This is a genomic window from Hylemonella sp. P2_B10, from assembly GCF_056404875.1.
Genome location: NZ_JBFUDE010000003.1, coordinates 27,033 through 45,364, shown reverse-complemented (window position 1 = coordinate 45,364; position 18,332 = coordinate 27,033). Strand labels below are relative to the sequence as shown.

Genomic DNA, 18,332 nt, shown 5'->3' with positions numbered 1-18,332 from the left:
AAAAGCCATGCCCGGTTTTGATATGAGAAAGCACCCAGCCTTCCAAATTTCAGAAGTGGCGGTTTCAAAATCAGTGATTGCCTTGGTGCACCGCTGCGACGACGATGGCAGCCATGAACACCCCGGACAACCCCCCCACCGTGGATGCCGCCACCCTGGCCCAGCTGCAGGCCTGGGCCGGCCGGCGCGAGACGCTGCACGACGACATCACCGCCGCCCCGCTGCGCGGCCTGTCGGCCACGCTGGACCGCGACGACCCGCCGCCCACACCCGGCGCCCTACTGCCGCCGCTGTGGCACTGGCTGTATTTCCTGCCGCAGCCGCCGCAAAGCCAACTCGGCCCCGATGGCCACGCCAAACGTGGCGGCTTCCTGCCGCCGGTGCCGCTGCCCCGGCGCATGTGGGCCGGCGGCCGGCTGGAATGGCAAAGCGGCAACCCGCTGAAGCTGGGCGATACAGTACGGCGCGAGTCCACCATCCAGTCCGTCACACACAAGGCCGGGCGCAGTGGCGACCTGGTTTTCGTATTGGTTCGCCACGAGGTGCACAACGCCAAAGGGTTGGCGCTGACGGAGGAGCATGACATCGTCTACCGCCCCGCTGCCCGCCCCGGTGACCCGGTGCCACCACCGACCGCTGCGCAGGCCGGCGCAGCCTGGCAGCGCGAGGTGGTGCCGGACGACGTGCTGCTGTTCCGCTACTCGGCGCTGACCTTCAACGGCCACCGCATCCACTACGACCGCCAGTACGTCACGCAGGTGGAAGGCTACCCCGGCCTGATCGTGCACGGCCCGCTGATCGCCACGCTGTTGGTGGACCTGCTGCGCCGCCAGCGGCCGGATGCGATCGTCAAACGCTTCAGCTTCAAGGCCGTGCGGCCGACGTTCGACCTGCACCCCTTCCGGCTGAACGGCCAACCGTCGGCCGATGGCAAGGGCGCCCACCTGTGGGCGCAGGACCATGACGGCTGGCTGACCATGCAAGCCGAAGCCGAGCTGGCCTGAGCTTCTTCACCTCACATCCCCATGATCAAAAGCACCCCTGACAAGTACCAAGAGATACGCGACGCCGTGCGCGCGCTGTGCGCCCAGTTCCCCGACGAATACCACCGCAAGATCGATGACAAACGCGGTTACCCCGAGGAGTTTGTGGACGCGCTCACCAAGGCCGGCTGGCTGGCGGCACTGATCCCCACCGACTACGGCGGCTCCGGCCTGGGCCTGGCCGAGGCCTCGGTCATCATGGAAGAGATCAACCGCAGCGGCGGCAACTCCGGCGCCTGCCATGGCCAGATGTACAACATGGGCACGCTGTTGCGCCATGGCTCGCAGGCGCAAAAAGAGTTGTACCTGCCCAAGATCGCATCGGGCGAATGGCGGCTGCAAAGCATGGGCGTGACCGAGCCCAGCACTGGCACCGACACCACCAAGATCAAGACCACGGCGGTGAAAAAAGGCGACCGCTATGTGGTCAACGGCCAGAAGGTGTGGATCTCGCGCGTGCAGCACTCGGACTGGATGATCCTGCTGGCCCGCACCACGGCGCTGGCCGACGTGAAGAAGAAATCTGAGGGCATGTCCATCTTCATGGTGGACCTGCGCCTGGCCGAGAAAAGCGGCATGACGGTGCGGCCGATCGCCAACATGGTGAACCACGAGACCAATGAGCTGTTCTTCGAGAACCTCGAGATTCCCGCCGAGAACCTGATTGGCCAGGAAGGCCAGGGCTTCAAGTACATCCTGGACGGCCTGAATGCCGAGCGCACGCTGATTGCCGCCGAATGCATTGGCGACGGCTACTGGTTCCTGGACCGCGTGACCAAGTACGTCAGCGAGCGCGTCGTATTCGGCCGCCCGATCGGCCAGAACCAGGGCGTGCAGTTCCCGATCGCCGACGCCTACATCGAGGTGGAAGCCGCCAACCTGATGCGCTTCAAGGCCTGCGAGTTGTTCGACGCCGGCCAGCCCTGCGGCGCCCAGGCCAACATGGCCAAGTTCCTGGCCGCCAAGGCCAGCTGGGAGGCGGCCAACGCCTGCATACAGTTCCACGGCGGCTTCGGTTTTGCCAATGAGTACGACGTCGAGCGCAAATTCCGCGAAACAAGGCTGTACCAGGTGGCGCCGATCTCCACCAACCTGATTTATTCCTACGTGGCCGAGCACATCCTCGGTCTGCCACGGTCCTTCTGACACCGGGAGCAACCCATGACCCGCCCTCTGGACGGCATCACCGTCGTCTCGCTGGAACACGCCATCGCGGCGCCCTTCTGCACCCGCCAGCTGGCCGACCTGGGCGCGCGCGTGATCAAGGTCGAGCGCCCCGGCAGCGGCGACTTCGCCCGCGCGTACGATACCCGGGTCAATGGCCAGTCGTCGCACTTCATCTGGACCAACCGCTCCAAGGAAAGCCTGACGCTGGACCTGAAGCACCCGCAGGCGCTTGACGCGCTGAAGCAGTTGCTGGCCAAGGCCGATGTGCTGGTGCAAAACCTAGCGCCCGGTGCTGCCGCGCGCATGGGCTTGTCGTATGAGGCGCTCAGCGCCAGCCACCCGCAACTGATCGTCTGCGACATCTCCGGCTATGGCGAAGACGGCCCCTACCGCGACAAAAAGGCGTATGACCTGCTGATCCAGAGCGAGGCCGGCCTGCTGTCCGTCACCGGCACGCCGGACGAACCCTGCAAGGCCGGCAACTCCATGGCTGACATTGCGGCGGCCATGTATGCCTACACCAGCGTGCTGTCGGCGCTGCTGCTGCGCGGCAAGACCGGCAAGGGTTCGCACGTCGACGTGTCCATGCTGGAGTCGCTGGCCGAGTGGATGGGCTTTCCGCTGTACTACGCGTTTGATGGCGCGCCGCCGCCGCCGCGCGCGGCCGCCGCGCACGCCAGCATCTACCCCTATGGCCCGTTCACCACCCGCGACGGCACGGTGATGCTGGGCCTGCAGAACGAGCGCGAATGGAAGGTGTTTTGCGAACAGGTGCTGCAAGACGCCGCGCTGGCCAGCGACCCGCGCTTTGACAGCAACGCCAAACGCAATGAACACCGCGCGGCGCTGAAAGCGCTGATCGTCGAGGCCTTCAGCAAGCTGGGTACCGCGCAGGTGGAGGTGCGGCTGGACCAGGCCCAGATCGCCAACGCCCGCATGAATGACATGGCCGGCCTGTGGGCCCACCCGCAGCTGAAGGCGCGTGAGCGCTGGCGCACGGTGGGCTCGCCAGCTGGCGACATTCCGGCGCTGCTGCCGCCCGGGCGCAGCAATGCCTTTGAGCCTCGCATGGACGCGGTGCCCAGCGTGGGCCAGCACACCGAAACCATTCTGCGCGAGCTGGGGTTGGCGGACGGCGACGTGGCCGCGCTGCGTGCGGCGGGGGCGGTGTGATGGATGCCACTGCCGTGAACACGCCCGACGCCAGCGCCACCGCACAACTGGCCGCCTTCGCCGCCAGCCTGCGCTTTGCGCACATTCCCGAACCGGTGCTGCGCAAGACCGAGGACCTGCTGGTGGACTGGTTCGGTTCGGCCGTGGCCGGCCGGTGGAGGCCATCACCCGCTTCGCGCTGGCCATGGGGCCGCAGAGAGGGCCCAGCGAGGTCATCACGCAGCGCCTCTTCAGCAGCCCCTACCTGGCCGCCATGGCCAATGCGGCGGCCTCGCACGTGGCCGAGCAGGACGACGTGCACAACGGCTCGGTGTTCCACCCGGCCACAGTGGTGTTTCCACCCGCACTGGCAGTGGCCCAGGCGCTGGGCGCCAGCGGTGCGCAGTTTCTGGCGGCCAGTGTGGCTGGCTACGAGGTGGGCATACGCGCGGGCGAGTTCCTGGGCCGCTCGCACTACAAGGTGTTCCACACCACCGGGACGGCCGGTACCTTGGCCGCCGCTGCCGCCGTGGGCAATCTGCTGGGCCTGAACGCGGCGCAGATGCAGCATGCGCTGGGTTCCGCCGGCACACAGGCGGCCGGGCTGTGGGAGTTCTTGCGCACCGCGGCTGACAGCAAGCAGTTGCACACCGCGCACGCGGCAGGCGCCGGCTTGATGGCCGCCTACCTGGCGCAAGACGGCTTCACCGGCGCAGCGCAAATATTGGAAGGGCCACAGGGCATGGCCGCCGGCATGTCCAGCGACGCCGACGTGGCCAAACTCACCGCGGCTTTGGGCACACGCTGGGCCACGGCCGAAACCTCGTTCAAATACCACGCGTCATGCCGTCACACCCACCCTGCTGCCGATGCGCTGCTGCAGGTGATGCAAAACCACGGGTTGAAGGCACAAGACCTGGCCTATGTGCAGACCCATGTGCACCAGGGTGCCATCGACGTGCTGGGCCCGGTGGTGGACCCGGCCACCGTGCACCAGAGCAAGTTCTCCATGGGCACGGTACTGGCGCTGGTGGCACGCTTTGGCCACGCCGGGCTGGCCGAGTTTGACCGGCATTTCAAGGACGATGACACCCAGGCGCTGTGCGCCCGCGTGGTGATGCTGCTGGACCCGGAGGTGGACGCCGCCTACCCGGCACGCTGGATAGGCAAGGTGACCGTGCACACCCTGGACGGCCGCGTACTGCACGGCCGGGTGGATGAGCCCAAGGGCGACCCCGGCAACACGCTGAGTCGAGACGAGATCAGCGCCAAGGCACTGCGACTGGCGGCCTTCAGCGGCGGCGCCACCGAGGCCGAGATGCAGGCCGCGCTGGCCCGGCTGTGGCAGGTGGCCCAGTGGCCGCGCGTGGGGCCGTTGCTGGCCGCGGCAGCGGCATGAGTCCGTCCGGCCTGGCATCGGGAACACCCGCGGGCGCTTTACCACGCGATGGGCGACCTCACCCGCTGGCACACGCCAGCAGCCTGCTGTTCGTTCCAGCCACGCGGCCGGAGCGTTTGGCCAAGGCGCTGGCCTCGGGCGCCGATGGCGCCATCGTCGACCTGGAAGATGCCGTGGCGCCCGCCGACAAGGCGCGTGCGCGCGGCCTGCTGCGCGAAGCCTTTGTGCAGCTCTCCACCCCGGAATGCAGCCGCCTGCTGGTGCGCATGAACGCCTGCACCACGCCCTGGCATGACGGCGACCTGGCGCTGGTGCAGGCACTGGCGGCCGAAGGCCTGGGCGGCGTGGTGCTGCCCAAGGCGGAGAGCGCCACCCCCTTGCAGCGCCTGGCGCAGGCCACAGGCCCCGACTGCGCCTTGCTGCCGCTGGTGGAATCGGTGGCCGGGCTGGACGCGTTGCCGGCGCTGGCCAGCGCCCCACAGGTGCTGCGCCTGGTGTTTGGCAACCTGGATTTCCAGCTGGATGCCGGCCTGGCCTGCGATGCCGATGAGGCCGAGTTGCTGCCGGTGCGGCTGGCGGTGGTGCTGGCCTCACGCCGCGCCAACTTGCAGCCGCCGCTGGACGGTGTGACGCCCAGTATTCAGGATCTGGCCCGGCTGGCCAGCGATGCTGCGCGCAGCCGGCGCGGTGGCTTTGGCGGCAAGCTGTGCATACACCCCAGCCAGGTGCCGGTGGTGAATGCCGCCTTTGCCCCCAGCACGGCCGAGCGCGACTGGGCACAGCGGGTCGTGCAGGGCTTTGCGGCGCACAGCGGCGGCGTCTTCACGCTGGATGGCCGTATGATTGACGCGCCGGTGGTCCACCTGGCCCAGCGCCTGCTGGCCCGTGGCAGACCCCCAGGCTGAACGCAGCGCATCCTGGCGTTGCACGCCCATCGCATGCAAGACACCCCGCCACCCGCCCCCTTTCCCAAACACCCCGTGGACTCCGCCACCGTGCTGTTGCTGCGCGACGGCGCCCAGGGCCTGGAAGTGTTCATGGTGCAGCGGCATGAAAAGTCCGGCGGCTACGGCGGCGCCTATGTGTTCCCCGGCGGCAAGGTGGACGCCGCCGACGCCCGGCCCGAACTGCTGGCACACCTGGACCAGGCGCCGCCCGCCCTGCACGCCGCGCTGGACCAGGCCGAGCTGGCCCCGCAGGCGGCGGCCGGCATCTACCTGGCAGCCGCGCGCGAGGTGTTCGAGGAATGCGGCGTGCTGTTGGCACCAGGCGCCACGGTCGAGATGGGGCAGCACTTTTACGACCTGCTGCAACGCCAGCAACTGCAGGTTGACACCCGGCAGCTGCTGCCCTGGTCGCGCTGGGTGACGCCACCCAATTCCATCTCCTCCCCCACGCGGCGCTTCGACACCCGTTTCTTCGTCGCCCGCATGCCAGCGGCGCAGACCGCCCGCCACGACAACCACGAGGCGGTGCACAGCCAATGGTTCACGCCGCACGCGGCGCTGCACAGCTACTGGCAGGGCGACATCGCGGTGATGGCGCCGCAATTGATGAGCCTGTCGCACCTGGCCAGCCATGCCAGCGTGGCCTCGGTGCTGGCCGAGGCCGCCGGCCGACCGCCCCACGTGGTGCGCCCGCATGTCACCGACGTCGATGGCCTGCGCGTGATGGCCTACCCGGGCGACCCGCTGAACCCCGACACGCACCGCGTGATGCCCGGCACCACCCGGCTGGTGGTGCGCAATGGACGGGCCGAGCCACCGCAGGGCTTTGAAGGCTTCTTCGGCCCGGCCTGGCGCTGAGCGGCAACAGCCTGGCCCAGCTTTACAGCCCTGTGTGTGGCGGCACACAGCGCCATCCGGCCAATTCCGAGACGATTACCAAGGGTTTACACAACCCCGGTTGCGCACCGTTCGGGCGCGCGGTAAAACTTTGGCATGGGGCCATGGCGGCCCCGGGCAGCCCCGGTTTGACAGGCCGGGCGGTGCAGAGAAAGGAGTGAAGCATGGCAGCGACTTCTACCACCTCACCCGGCGCTTTTCCTGGCGTCTCCAGCGCGCACGCCGAGGTGGCGCTGCGCATCCTCAAGCGCCTGTTGCATGGCTTCAACGGCCAAGCTGCGCTGAAGCTGTGGAACGACAAGTTCCTGCCGCTGACCAGCGGCACTCCGGCCTTCACGCTGGTGCTGCGCGACCCCTCGGTGCTGCGACGGCTGATCACGCGCGGCAACCCGGTGGCGCTGGCCGACGCCTACTTCAGGGGCCAGGTGGACGTAGAGGGCGACCTCTACAGCGCGTTGGCGCTGAAGGAGCATTTCGAGACCATCTCCCTGCCCTGGCGGGAAAAGCTCGCGCTGCTGCTGGACAGCCTGAAGCTGCCCTCGCACAGCCCGGCCGAACGCAGCGCACGCGGCTTTGCCCACGAGCACAACCGCGAAACCGACCGCGCCGCCATCAGCTTCCACTACGACGTCTCCAATGACTTCTACGGCTTGTGGCTGGACGAGCTGCGGGTGTATTCCTGCGCCTATTTCCAGCACGAGAACGACACGCTGGACCAGGCGCAACGGCAGAAACTCGAGCACATCTGCCGCAAGCTGCGGCTGCAGCCTGGTGAGCGGCTGCTGGACATTGGCTGCGGCTGGGGCGCGCTGGTGTGCTGGGCGGCCCAACACCACGGCGTGCAGGCCCATGGCATCACGCTGAGCCAGCGCCAGCTGGACCATGCGCGCGCGCGCATCGCCAGCCTGGGCCTGCAGGACCGCGTGACGCTGGAACTGCGCGACTACCGCGACCTGCCCGGCGAGGCGGTGTACGACAAGGTCAGCAGCGTGGGCATGTTCGAGCACGTGGGCCTGGAGCAGCTGCCCACCTACCTGGCCACGGTGCAGCGCGTGCTGCGCCCCGGCGGCCTGTTTCTGAACCACGGCATCACCCACGACGAGGAAGGCTGGAACCACGACGCGGTGGCCTCGGAGTTCATCAACCGCTATGTCTTCCCCGACGGCGAGCTGGACTGCGTCAGCAACATCCAGCTGGGCATGGAGCGCGCCGGCTTCGAGATCCAGGACGTGGAGGCGCTGCGCCGCCACTACGCGCTGACGCTGCGCCACTGGGTGCAGCGGCTGGAGGCGCAACGCGAAGCGGCGCTGCAAGAGGTGGACGAACCCACCTACCGGGTGTGGCGGCTGTACATGGCGGCCTGCGCACGCGAGTTCGACAACGGCAGCACCGGCATCTACCAGATCCTGGCGTCGCGGCGCGGCTTGGAGCCCGCGCTGCCGCTGACGCGGGCCGACCTGTACCGGCGTTGACGCCGGTGGTCAGCCACGCGACGTGGAGATAGCCACGTCCACCGGATCCACCCGGCCACCGACCAGTTCGGCCAGCATTTCGCTGGACTCGTCCAGCCGGCCGGCCAGGATGCGGGCGATGTTGCGGTAGATCAGGTGGGCGCTTTCCGGGTTGGCGTCCACCCGCTCGCGGTAAAAGCGCATGGTGCTGACGGCATTGAGCGCGCGCACGGTGGCCGAGCGCACATGCCGGCCCACCAGGGCCATTTCGCCAAAGCATTCACCGGAACCCAGCCGGGCCAGCTCCACGGCGCGGCCATTGCGCTGCTTTTCCACCCGCACCTCGCCGGCCACGACGACGAAAAAGGAGTCGCCGATGTCGCCTTCGGTGAACACCACCTCGTCGGCGGTCACCGGGTAGTACTCGGCCACTGCCAGCGTGCGCAGCAGGCATTCCAGGCTCATGCCGGCAAAGACCGGCACCTTTTCCTTGATTTTCTGCACGATGGCCGGGTCCAGCTTCAGCGTCGGCCCTTTGTCGCTGATGATCTCGGCCCGCACGTTCTCGGCGGCGAGCGCGATGATGGCCGGATCGACTTTCATGGCTGAGCATGGTACACCGCCCGGCATACCCGCGCGTAACCAGCTGTTGCCCCATGGCTGGCGCTGGCTGGGCGCCGGCCCGGGTGGGGGGTGCCCGGTATAATCGGCGGTTGATTTTCCAGCCCCCTGCATTTTCGAGGACACCATGAGCGACAACAGCCACGTCGAAGAAGAACACACCGGCCCCATCAAGACGCCGAAGCAACTGCTGTTGGCCGTGTTTTTCTCATTTGTGGTGCCGGTGTTCGCCATCATCGGCCTGGTGTACTACGTGACCTCGGCCAACAAGACGGCCCCCGGTGCGGTGGAAAACGAGAAATCCGTGGCCGAGCGCATCCAAAAGGTGGGCCTGGTGCAGATTCGCGACGCCAACCGCGTTCTGAAGAGTGGCGAAGACGTCTTCAAGGCCCAGTGCACCACCTGCCACAGCGCGGGTGTGGCCGGCGCCCCCAAGCTGGGCGATGCCGCCGCCTGGGGCCCGCGCATCAAGACCGGTTATGACACGCTGCTGCACTCCGCGCTGAAGGGCAAGGGCGCCATGGGCGCGCAGGGCGGTGGCGATTTTGAAGACGTGGAAGTGGCCCGCGCCGTGGTCTACATGGCCAACGCCGGCGGCGCCAAGTTCCCGCAACCGGCTGCTCCGGCGGCCGCAGGTGCCGCTTCGGCCGCAGCCCCGGCGGCCAGCAAGTAAGAGGCATCGCAACGCAGTTCCCCCAAAAGGCCGGTCACAAACCGGCCTTTTTTTGTTGGCCACCCCAGGCACCACCCCTGCCTTGAACCGCCCATGAAGACCGACCTGCCCCCTCAGCTGAGCCCCTCACAACACGCCGGACTGGAAGGTCTGCGCATCACCACCCGGTACGGCAGTGCCTTTGTGGCCTGGCATGGCGGCCAACTGCTGTCGTGGGCGCCCCAGGGCGGTCGCGAGGTGTTCTGGCTGTCACCCCGGCTGAAACCGCTGCCCGCCGCCATCCGCGGCGGCGTGCCGGTGTGTTGGCCCTGGTTTGCCAAGCAGGGCATGCCCGAGGGCGGCGCCCAGCACGGCCCGGTGCGCAATGCGGCCTGGCAGCTGGCGGACGTGCAGGCCACGGATGACCTGGTGCAACTGCGCCTGGTGCCTGCCGATGGCGCGGCCAGCCCCTGGGCTGCAGGGCTGGCCCTGAGCCAGACACTGACACTGGGCGCCACGCTGACGCAAACCCTGCACACCCGCAACCACGGCGCCGCCCCCTTTGTGCTGACCCAGGGGCTGCACACTTACTTTGCGGTGGGTGATGCCGGCCAGGTGGCGATAGAAGGCCTGCAAGGCCTGCGCTACCGCGACAAGCTGCAGGGCGACAGTGAGCACTTGCAACAGCAGCCTTTCGCGCTGGACACCGCCTGCGATCGCATCTACGCCCAGGCCAGCGGCCGCTACATGCTGAGCGACCCGGCCTGGCGCCGGCGCATCGCCATCAGCGCATCTGGCAGCCACTCGGTGGTGGTGTGGAACCCAGGGGCGGAGCAGGCCGCCGCCATGGCCGACGTGGGCGCCGACCAATGGCCGCATTTCTTCTGCGTCGAAGTGGCCAATGCGGGCGAGGACCGCATCACGCTGGCCCCCGGTGCCGAGCACCGGTTGACGCAAACGCTGAGCCTGGAGCCGCTGGCGAACTGAGGCGCGGCGCCAAGCCGGCCGGGCTCAACCAGCAACGTTGTGGCGTGCCTGCGGGCTGGCCACAAAGCCAAAATGCGCCGGCAACTCGGCCGCCAACACATCCTTGGGCACCCACAGGCCGCTTTGCACCGCCTCGGCGGCCAGGCCCACGTCCAGCGTGTGCACCAGCCCCAGCCCCAAATCAGCCTCGATGAAGACGCGGCCATGCTCGTCCACCAGGCAGCGCTGGGCACGCGCGCTGTCACCCGTGTGGGCGGTGACGGAAAAGTCGGCGCTCACGCGCCAGACGAAGGGGGTGAGCTCCAGCTCCACGTACACCCGCTGCGGCCCGTTCTGGAAGAACCACTGGCCGGCATCATCGGCCGCGTAGTTGCGGTTGATGAAGGCCATCAGGCCTTCGTGCGCCAGCAGGTCGCCCTTGGCACCCGGCGCGCCGCCGGCAAAGGCGCCAGCGGCTTGTGCGGCCATGTCGCGCAGGTACCAGTGGCCGCGCGCGTCCAGCCCCAGCCAGCCGTAGCAGTGCGGCACATTAGGCCACTTGATCAGGGCTTGCTTGACGATGTCGTCCATGGGGGGAGTTCGCGGCCGGTTGAGCGCCTATTGTCCGAACAGCCAGCCGCCCACGGCGTCGGGCATGGTCCTGACATGGCCGGGAACAGGGCCTTTGGGAAAACCCACATGGCCGCCATGCGCCGGCTGCCACAGCGTGACGCAGGGCCCGACCTCGTTCTGGTGCGGCAGGCACCAGGCCGGCACGAAGGGGTCGTTGCGGGCGTTGACCACCAGCGCGGGAATGCGTATGCGGTGCAGGTGCGGTTTGGCCGAGCCGCGCGCCCAGTAGTCCTCGGTGTTCTTGAAGCCGTGCAGCGGTGCGGTGAAGACGTTGTCGAACTCGTACAGGTCGCGCGCGCCGACCAGCGCCTCGCGGTCGAACAGGCCCGGGAACTGCGCCAGCTTGCGCAGCGCCTTGGGCTTCATGGTGTTCAAGAACATGCGGGTATAGACCAGCCGGTTGAAGCCACGCCCTATGGCCCAGCCGCCGGCCGCCAGATCGATCGGCGAGCACACCGCGGCCACGGTGCCGGCCACCTGGCTGGCGGCCTCACCCATCTCCTCGGCCCAGCGCAGCAGGGCGTTGCCGCCCAGCGAGATGCCCACCGCCACGAGGGGGCCGCTGCGCTGTTGCCGAAAGCGCTGCAGTATCCAGCCGATCTCTTCATGGTCACCCGAATGGTAGGCGCGTGGCCCGCGGTTCAGCTCGCCACTGCAACCACGGAAGTGCGGCACCGCATAGTCCAGACCGCGTTCGCGGGCGAAATCGGCAAAGGCCTCGGCGTACTGGCTGCGCGAGGTGCCCTCCAGGCCGTGGAACAGCACCAGCAGCGGCTTGGGTGAACCTGCCTGGGTGTGCGGCTGTGCAGCATGGGCTTGCGGTGCGGCCCCGGCCTGCGTCTGCAGCCAGTCCACATCGATGAAATCGCCATCGGGCGTGTCCCAACGCTCACGCCGGTACTCGGGGTGCGGCCCGAACACGCGCCGCGCGTAGAGCGGCGGCCAGATGGTTTGCAGGTTGCCGCCGGGCAACCACCAGGGGGCGCTGTAGTTCAACGGGGAACGGCTCCTAGTGCAGCACCTGCGGTGGCGCGTCGTGCAGTTCCTGCGCCTCGTCCTGCGTGCCGGGGCTGGCGTGATGGGCCACCATGCGCCAGCCTTGCGGCGTCTTGTGGTAGACGTTGGTGGCCAGCACCCAGGCGTCCACCATGCCCTGCGGCGTCATCACGGCGATGCGTTCCAGCACGTTGTGCACCACGCTGGCCAACGACTCCACCTTGCGCACCTGCAGCGGCACGGCGGCGATGCTGCCGTTGCTGAACATGGCGTCGAAGGCGGCGCGTATCGCACCCGCCCCGACCACGCGCGGGCCGCCAGGGTGCACGCAGACGATCTCGTCGTCGTCGGCCCAGCAGGCCATCAGCTTGTCGATGTCGGCCGTCTGCAGGGCCTCGTAGAACGCGGCCTCCACATCGTCGGCGCTGCCGCCCAGGGTGGCGAGCTGTTGCTTGGCTCTTGGCATGGTGGGTTGAATCGCGGGGGGTTGGGTCCATTGTGCCGCGCTTTTGACGCCGCCCAAAGAAAAAGCCCCGGTCCGGTGGGAGCGGGGCTGGTCCGGGCAGCGTCGCGCGGGCGGCGCTGCTTACTTCTTTTGCCGGTACTTGCGCAAAGCGGCGATCTGGGCTGCCATGACGGCCAGCTCGGATGCAGCCTTGGCAAAGTCCACATCGCTCTTGGCGTTCTTCATGGCTTCTTCGGCCGCGGCCTTGGCGCCGTTGGCCTTTTCTTCGTCCAGGTCCTTGCCGCGGATGGCGGTGTCGGACAGCACGGTGACGGCGTTGGGCTGCACTTCCAGGATGCCGCCGGCCACGAAGATGAACTCTTCATTGCCGTTGGCCAGCTCGATGCGCACCGAACCGGGGCGTATGCGGGTGATCAGCGGCGTGTGGCGCGGGTAGATGCCCAGTTCGCCGGCTTCACCCGGCAGGGCAACAAAGCGCGCCTCGCCGGAGAAGATGGACTCCTCGGCGCTGACCACATCGACGTGGATGGTGTTCATGGTGTGGCTTTCAGAGGCTGCCGCTTAGACCTTCTTGGCCTTCTCGAAGGCTTCGTCAATCGTGCCGACCATGTAGAAGGCCTGCTCGGGCAGGTGGTCGCACTCGCCGTTGACGATCATCTTGAAGCCGCGGATGGTCTCAGCCAGCGTGACGTACTTGCCGGGCGAACCGGTGAACACTTCGGCGACGTGGAACGGCTGGCTCAGGAAACGCTGGATCTTGCGCGCGCGGGCCACCGACAGTTTGTCTTCAGGGGCCAGTTCGTCCATGCCCAGGATGGCGATGATGTCGCGCAGTTCCTTGTAGCGCTGCAGCGTGCCTTGCACGGCGCGGGCGGTGGTGTAGTGCTCTTCGCCGACCACGTTGGGGTCCAGCTGGCGGCTGGTGGAGTCCAGAGGGTCCACGGCGGGGTAGATGCCCAGCGAGGCGATGTCGCGCGACAGCACCACGGTGGAATCCAAGTGGGCGAAGGTGGTGGCGGGGGACGGGTCGGTCAAGTCATCGGCCGGCACGTACACGGCCTGGATGGAGGTGATGGAGCCCACCTTGGTGGAGGTGATGCGCTCTTGCAGGCGGCCCATTTCCTCGGCCAGCGTGGGCTGGTAGCCCACGGCGGAAGGCATGCGGCCCAGCAGCGCGGACACTTCGGTGCCGGCCAGCGTGTAGCGGTAGATGTTGTCGACGAAGAACAGCACGTCGCGGCCTTCGTCGCGGAAGGACTCGGCAATCGTCAGGCCGGTCAACGCCACGCGCAGACGGTTGCCCGGGGGCTCGTTCATCTGGCCGTACACCATGGCCACCTTGGATTCGGGCAGGTTGTCCAGCTTCACCACGCCGGAGTCGGCCATCTCATGGTAGAAGTCATTGCCTTCACGGGTGCGCTCACCCACGCCGGCGAACACCGACAGGCCGCTGTGCGCCTTGGCGATGTTGTTGATCAGTTCCATCATGTTCACGGTCTTGCCGACGCCGGCGCCGCCGAACAGGCCCACCTTGCCGCCCTTGGCGAACGGGCACACCAGGTCGATCACCTTGATGCCGGTTTCCAGCAGTTCCTGCGACGGGCTCAGCTCGTCATAGGTGGGGGCCTTGCGGTGGATGGACATGTGCAGCGTGGCATCAACTGGGCCGCGCTCGTCGATGGGCGCGCCCAGCACGTCCATGATGCGGCCCAGCGTGGCCTGGCCCACCGGCACCATGATGGGCTTTTCGGTGTTGGACACCATCATGCCGCGGCGCAGGCCGTCGGACGAGCCCAGTGCAATGGTGCGCACAATGCCGTCGCCCAGCTGCTGCTGCACTTCCAGCGTCAGCGTGGAGCCTTCCATTTTCAAGGCGTCATAGATGCTGGGCATCTTGTCGCGCGGGAACTCCACGTCCACCACGGCGCCGATACACTGAACTATCTTGCCTTGCACTGCATTTGCTTGAGCCATTTGTCGCTCCAATAATTAAAACTTTTAACTGAATACCTGTGGGTCTGGCTGCCGCTTACACGGCGGCGGCACCGGCCACGATTTCCGACAATTCCTTGGTGATGGCGGCCTGGCGGGTCTTGTTGTAGACCAGCTTCAGCTCGGCGATCACGCTGCCGGCGTTGTCCGTGGCGGCCTTCATGGCCACCATGCGCGCCGACTGCTCGGACGCCATGTTCTCGGCCACCGCCTGGTACACCAGGGCTTCCACATAGCGGGTCAGCAGCTGGTCGATGACGGTCTGCGCGTCGGGCTCGTACAGGTAGTCCCACGAGTGCTTGGCACCGGTGGCCTGCTCGTGAGCCTTGGCGTCGGCCTGCATCTTGTCGGCCGACAAGGGCAGCAACTGCTCGACCACGGGCTCTTGCTTCATGGTGTTGATGAAGCGGGTGTAGCACAGGTACACCGCGTTGACTTCACCCTTGGTGTAGGCGTCCAGCAGCACCTTGACGGGGCCGATCAGCTTGTCCAGGTGCGGCGTGTCGCCCAGTTGCGTCGCATGCGACACCACCTTGGCGCCGACGCGCGACAGAAAGCCCAGGCCCTTGTTGCCGATGGCCACGGCCTGCGCGGACACGCCGGCGTTCTGCAAATCACGCAGCTTGCCGGTGACGCCGCGCAGCACGTTGGTGTTCATGCCGCCGCACAGCCCCTTGTCGGTGGTGACGACGATGAACCCGGCCGTCTTGGCCTGGTTCGTCTGCATGAACGGGTGGGTGTACTCCGGGTTGGCCTGGCCCAAGTTGGCGGCGACGTTGCGGATCTTGTCGCTGTACGGGCGTGCAGCGCGCATCCGCTCCTGCGCCTTGCGCATCTTGGAGGCGGCCACCATTTCCATGGCTTTGGTGATCTTCTTGGTGTTTTCCACCGATTTGATCTTGCCGCGTATTTCCTTACCTGCTGCCATACAAGGCTCCTTGAGTCGTCAGGTCGGAAATCAGGCGAACGACTTCTTGAACGCCGTGATGGCAGCGGTCAATTCGGCTTCGGCATCCTTGTCCATGGCCTTGTCGGCTTCCAGCTTGGCCAGCAGCGCGGCGTGCTTGTCCTTCAGGTAGGCGTGCATGCCGTGCTCGAAAGCCAGCACCTTCTTGACGTCCACGTCATCCAGGAAGCCCTTGTTCACCGCGAACAGCGTGGCGCCCATGATGCTGATGGGCTGCGGGCTGTACTGGGCCTGCTTCAGCAACTCGGTCACGCGGGCACCGCGGTCCAGCTGCTTGCGGGTGGCTTCGTCCAGGTCGGAGGCGAACTGCGCGAACGCAGCCAGCTCACGGTACTGGGCCAGGTCGGTACGGATACCGCCAGACAGGTTCTTCACCAGCTTGGTCTGGGCGGCAGAACCCACGCGCGACACCGAGATACCGGCGTTGATGGCGGGGCGGATGCCGGCGTTGAACAGCGAGGTTTCCAGGAAGATCTGGCCGTCGGTGATGGAGATCACGTTGGTGGGCACGAAGGCCGACACGTCACCGGCTTGCGTTTCGATGATGGGCAGCGCCGTCAGCGAACCGGTCTTGCCCTTGACGGCACCCTTGGTGAAGGCTTCGACGTAGTCGGCATTCACGCGGGCGGCGCGCTCCAGCAGGCGGCTGTGCAGGTAGAACACGTCGCCGGGGTAGGCTTCGCGGCCTGGCGGGCGGCGCAGCAGCAGCGAGACCTGACGGTAGGCCACGGCCTGCTTGGACAGGTCGTCATAAATGATCAGCGCGTCTTCACCACGGTCGCGGAAATACTCGCCCATGGTGCAGCCGGAGTAGGCCGACACGTACTGCATGGCGGCGGATTCCGAAGCGGTGGCGGCCACCACGATGGTGTACTCCATCGCGCCGGCTTGTTCCAGCGAGCGCACCACGTTCTTCACGCTGGAGGCCTTCTGGCCGATCGCAACGTAGACGCAGGTCATGTTCTGACCCTTCTGGTTGATGATGGCGTCGATGGCCACGGCGGTCTTGCCGGTCTGGCGGTCGCCGATGATCAGCTCGCGCTGGCCACGACCCACCGGCACCATGGAGTCGATGGACTTCAGGCCGGTCTGCATGGGCTGGCTGACGGACTCACGGGCGATCACGCCCGGGGCGACCTTTTCGATCACGTCGGTCATCTTGGCGTTGATCGGGCCCTTGCCGTCGATAGGCTGACCCAGCGCGTTGACCACGCGACCCTTCAACTCGGGGCCGACCGGCACTTCCAGAATGCGGCCCGTGCACTTGACGGTGTCGCCTTCGGAGATGTGCTCGTAGGCACCCAGAATCACGGAACCGACGGAGTCGCGCTCCAGGTTCAGCGCCAGGCCATACGTGGGCAAGCCATCGGCACCGGCAGGGAACTCCAGCATTTCGCCCTGCATCACGTCGGACAGGCCGTGGATGCGGCAGATGCCGTCGGTCACCGACACCACGGTGCCCTGGTTGCGAATGTCGGCACTGGCCGACAGGCCTTCAATGCGGCTCTTGATCAGCTCGGAAATTTCCGCGGGATTGAGTTGCATGACTCTTTCCTTCTTTCTAGGGTTGAGGGTCCACAGCGCGAGGGCAAACGCCTCAGGCCGTGAGCGCCACTTTCATTTGTTCCAGACGGGCCTTGACGGAGGTGTCCAGCACCTCGTCGCCGACCACCACGCGAATGCCACCTATCAGCTCAGGCTGCAGTTGCACCGTGACGTTGAGCTTGCGGCCAAAACGCTTTTCCAGCGTGGCAGCCACTTCGGCCAATGCGGCGCCTTCCACCGGGAAAGCACTGTGCACCACCGCGTCGCTGGAGCCGCTCTGGGCGTTCTTCAGCGCGCGGAATTGCGCCGCAATCTCCGGCAACACAGCCAGGCGGCCGTTGGCGATGACGGTGCGCAGGAAGTTCTTCGCCGCGTCGTTCAACGGCGCCTTGACGACGCCGGCAAAGACGTCGAACACCTGCTCGGCACTGGCCTTGGGGTTGTCGGCGAACTGCAGCAGCTGCGGGTTGGCGGCGATGGCGGCAAACTCGTCCACCCACTGGGCGGTGGACGCCAGATCGGCCGCGGTCGCCTTGAACAGCGCTTCCGCGTAAGGACGGGCAATGGTGGCGGTTTCAGCCATGGTGTTGATGCCTTTCCTGCCGCGTCACAGCTCGGTCTTCAGGCGACCCAGCAGCTCGGCGTGCACGGAAGCGTTGACTTCCTTGCGCAGAATCTGCTCAGCGCCCTTGACGGCCAGCGCAGCCACCTGCTCGCGCAGGGCTTCGCGGGCCTTCACAGCCTGCTGGTCGGCCTCCAACTTGGCGGCGGCAATGATCTTGGCGCCCTCCTCGTTGGCCTTGGCCTTGGCTTCTTCGATGATGCCCAGTGCGCGGCGCTCGGCGTCAGCCAGGCGTGCGGTGGTCTCGGTGCGCGATTTGACCAGCTCGTCTTCCACCCGCTTGTTGGCGGCGGACAGATCGGCCTTGGCCTTGTCGGCAGCGGCCAGGCCGTCGGCGATGTTCTTGGCGCGCTCGTCCAGGGCTGCCGCGATGGGCGGCCAGACGAACTTCATCGTGAACGCGACCAGCAGGATGAAGACGATGATCTGGACGATCAGTGTCCCGTTAATACTCATGGTCTTACTTCCAGAGCGAAATGGTCAATGGGATTACTTGACCAGACGGGAAATTTGCGCCAGGAACGGGTTGGCAGTGGCGAACCACAGGGCAATACCGGTACCGATAATGAAGGCGGCGTCGATCAGACCGGCCAGCACGAACATCTTGGTCTGCAGCTCGCCCATCAGTTCGGGTTGGCGGGCAGCGGATTCCAGGTACTTGCTGCCCATGATGCCGATACCGATACAAGCACCCAGGGCGCCCAGACCGATGATGATGCCGGCGGCGATGGCTGCAAAGCTGATGACTTCCATGATGACTCCTTAAGAAGAAAACTAACTAACGAACTAAGAAAAAAACCAAACCGAAAACTGAAA

The 18,332-nt window shown here is 66.6% G+C and carries 19 protein-coding genes and 1 pseudogene; 9 read left to right on the top strand and 11 right to left on the bottom strand.

The genetic code is table 11. The features are described from left to right. The first annotated feature begins 113 nt into the window (after positions 1-113). The 7 genes and pseudogenes from AC1DX2_RS12695 (at position 114) to AC1DX2_RS12665 (ending at position 8,077) form a co-directional block, all read left to right on the top strand. On the top strand, positions 114-1,004 hold the full coding sequence (locus AC1DX2_RS12695) for an HTD2 family dehydratase (RefSeq protein ID WP_477196726.1): 891 nt from the start codon (positions 114-116) through the stop codon (positions 1,002-1,004). 21 nt (positions 1,005-1,025) lie between these two features. Then, the gene (locus tag AC1DX2_RS12690; protein ID WP_477196725.1) at positions 1,026-2,189 is read left to right on the top strand and encodes an acyl-CoA dehydrogenase family protein; all 1,164 of its coding nucleotides are present in this window, start codon (positions 1,026-1,028) and stop codon (positions 2,187-2,189) included. A 15-nt stretch (positions 2,190-2,204) separates the two neighbouring features. Further along, positions 2,205-3,383 carry a CaiB/BaiF CoA transferase family protein gene (locus tag AC1DX2_RS12685; protein WP_477196724.1) on the top strand — a complete coding sequence of 393 codons (1,179 nt, stop codon included), beginning with the start codon at positions 2,205-2,207 and terminating at the stop codon, positions 3,381-3,383. Next, positions 3,383-4,761: pseudogene (locus AC1DX2_RS12680) on the top strand (MmgE/PrpD family protein). Before AC1DX2_RS12685 ends, AC1DX2_RS12680 begins: the two are co-directional and overlap by 1 nt. Continuing rightward, the gene (locus tag AC1DX2_RS12675; RefSeq protein ID WP_477196723.1) at positions 4,758-5,666 is read left to right on the top strand and encodes an HpcH/HpaI aldolase/citrate lyase family protein; all 909 of its coding nucleotides are present in this window, start codon (positions 4,758-4,760) and stop codon (positions 5,664-5,666) included. The pseudogene AC1DX2_RS12680 and the gene AC1DX2_RS12675 overlap by 4 nt, the downstream one beginning before the upstream one ends. A 75-nt stretch (positions 5,667-5,741) precedes the next feature. Beyond that, positions 5,742-6,566: an NUDIX hydrolase gene (locus AC1DX2_RS12670; protein ID WP_477196722.1), complete on the top strand. Its 825-nt coding sequence runs from the start codon at positions 5,742-5,744 to the stop codon at positions 6,564-6,566. Between the two features lie 203 nt (positions 6,567-6,769). Continuing rightward, the gene (locus tag AC1DX2_RS12665; RefSeq protein WP_477196721.1) at positions 6,770-8,077 is read left to right on the top strand and encodes a class I SAM-dependent methyltransferase; all 1,308 of its coding nucleotides are present in this window, start codon (positions 6,770-6,772) and stop codon (positions 8,075-8,077) included. A gap of 9 nt (positions 8,078-8,086) precedes the next feature. On the opposite strand, the gene AC1DX2_RS12660 is transcribed toward AC1DX2_RS12665, so the two are convergent. Further along, entirely contained in the window at positions 8,087-8,659 is a 573-nt protein-coding gene (locus AC1DX2_RS12660) for a Crp/Fnr family transcriptional regulator (protein WP_477196720.1), read from the bottom strand. A 145-nt stretch (positions 8,660-8,804) separates the two neighbouring features. Here AC1DX2_RS12660 and AC1DX2_RS12655 point away from each other — a divergent pair, with 145 nt between their 5' ends. Next, entirely contained in the window at positions 8,805-9,350 is a 546-nt protein-coding gene (locus tag AC1DX2_RS12655) for a c-type cytochrome (protein ID WP_477196719.1), read from the top strand. 93 nt (positions 9,351-9,443) lie between these two features. Beyond that, the gene (locus AC1DX2_RS12650) at positions 9,444-10,316 is read left to right on the top strand and encodes a D-hexose-6-phosphate mutarotase (RefSeq protein WP_477196718.1); all 873 of its coding nucleotides are present in this window, start codon (positions 9,444-9,446) and stop codon (positions 10,314-10,316) included. Between the two features lie 24 nt (positions 10,317-10,340). Here the strand turns inward: AC1DX2_RS12650 and AC1DX2_RS12645 are convergent, their stop codons facing one another. From AC1DX2_RS12645 to atpE, 10 genes are all read right to left on the bottom strand, one after another. Next, positions 10,341-10,886 (bottom strand): DUF2946 family protein, encoded by a 546-nt coding sequence (locus AC1DX2_RS12645; RefSeq protein ID WP_477196717.1) that lies wholly within the window; start codon positions 10,884-10,886, stop codon positions 10,341-10,343. A gap of 27 nt (positions 10,887-10,913) precedes the next feature. Continuing rightward, the gene (locus AC1DX2_RS12640) at positions 10,914-11,924 is read right to left on the bottom strand and encodes a YheT family hydrolase (protein WP_477196716.1); all 1,011 of its coding nucleotides are present in this window, start codon (positions 11,922-11,924) and stop codon (positions 10,914-10,916) included. 13 nt (positions 11,925-11,937) lie between these two features. Next, positions 11,938-12,390, bottom strand: a complete 453-nt coding sequence (locus tag AC1DX2_RS12635; protein WP_477196715.1) for a YybH family protein — start codon at positions 12,388-12,390, stop codon at positions 11,938-11,940. Between the two features lie 120 nt (positions 12,391-12,510). Next, positions 12,511-12,927, bottom strand: coding sequence for a F0F1 ATP synthase subunit epsilon (locus AC1DX2_RS12630; protein ID WP_477196714.1), 417 nt, complete (start codon positions 12,925-12,927; stop codon positions 12,511-12,513). Positions 12,928-12,951: 24 nt separating this feature from the next. Further along, a complete protein-coding gene (atpD, locus tag AC1DX2_RS12625; protein WP_477196713.1) occupies positions 12,952-14,364 on the bottom strand; it encodes a F0F1 ATP synthase subunit beta in 1,413 nt (470 codons plus the stop codon). Between the two features lie 55 nt (positions 14,365-14,419). Continuing rightward, complete coding sequence (gene atpG / locus AC1DX2_RS12620; RefSeq protein WP_477196712.1) at positions 14,420-15,310, bottom strand: F0F1 ATP synthase subunit gamma; 891 nt, start codon at positions 15,308-15,310, stop codon at positions 14,420-14,422. Between the two features lie 30 nt (positions 15,311-15,340). After that, positions 15,341-16,894: a F0F1 ATP synthase subunit alpha gene (gene atpA, locus AC1DX2_RS12615; protein ID WP_477196711.1), complete on the bottom strand. Its 1,554-nt coding sequence runs from the start codon at positions 16,892-16,894 to the stop codon at positions 15,341-15,343. A gap of 52 nt (positions 16,895-16,946) precedes the next feature. Continuing rightward, the gene (locus AC1DX2_RS12610; RefSeq protein ID WP_477196710.1) at positions 16,947-17,477 is read right to left on the bottom strand and encodes a F0F1 ATP synthase subunit delta; all 531 of its coding nucleotides are present in this window, start codon (positions 17,475-17,477) and stop codon (positions 16,947-16,949) included. 24 nt (positions 17,478-17,501) lie between these two features. Beyond that, on the bottom strand, positions 17,502-17,972 hold the full coding sequence (locus AC1DX2_RS12605; protein ID WP_477196709.1) for a F0F1 ATP synthase subunit B: 471 nt from the start codon (positions 17,970-17,972) through the stop codon (positions 17,502-17,504). Positions 17,973-18,005: 33 nt separating this feature from the next. Next, the gene (gene atpE / locus AC1DX2_RS12600; RefSeq protein WP_477196708.1) at positions 18,006-18,269 is read right to left on the bottom strand and encodes a F0F1 ATP synthase subunit C; all 264 of its coding nucleotides are present in this window, start codon (positions 18,267-18,269) and stop codon (positions 18,006-18,008) included. Positions 18,270-18,332: the final 63 nt, after the last annotated feature.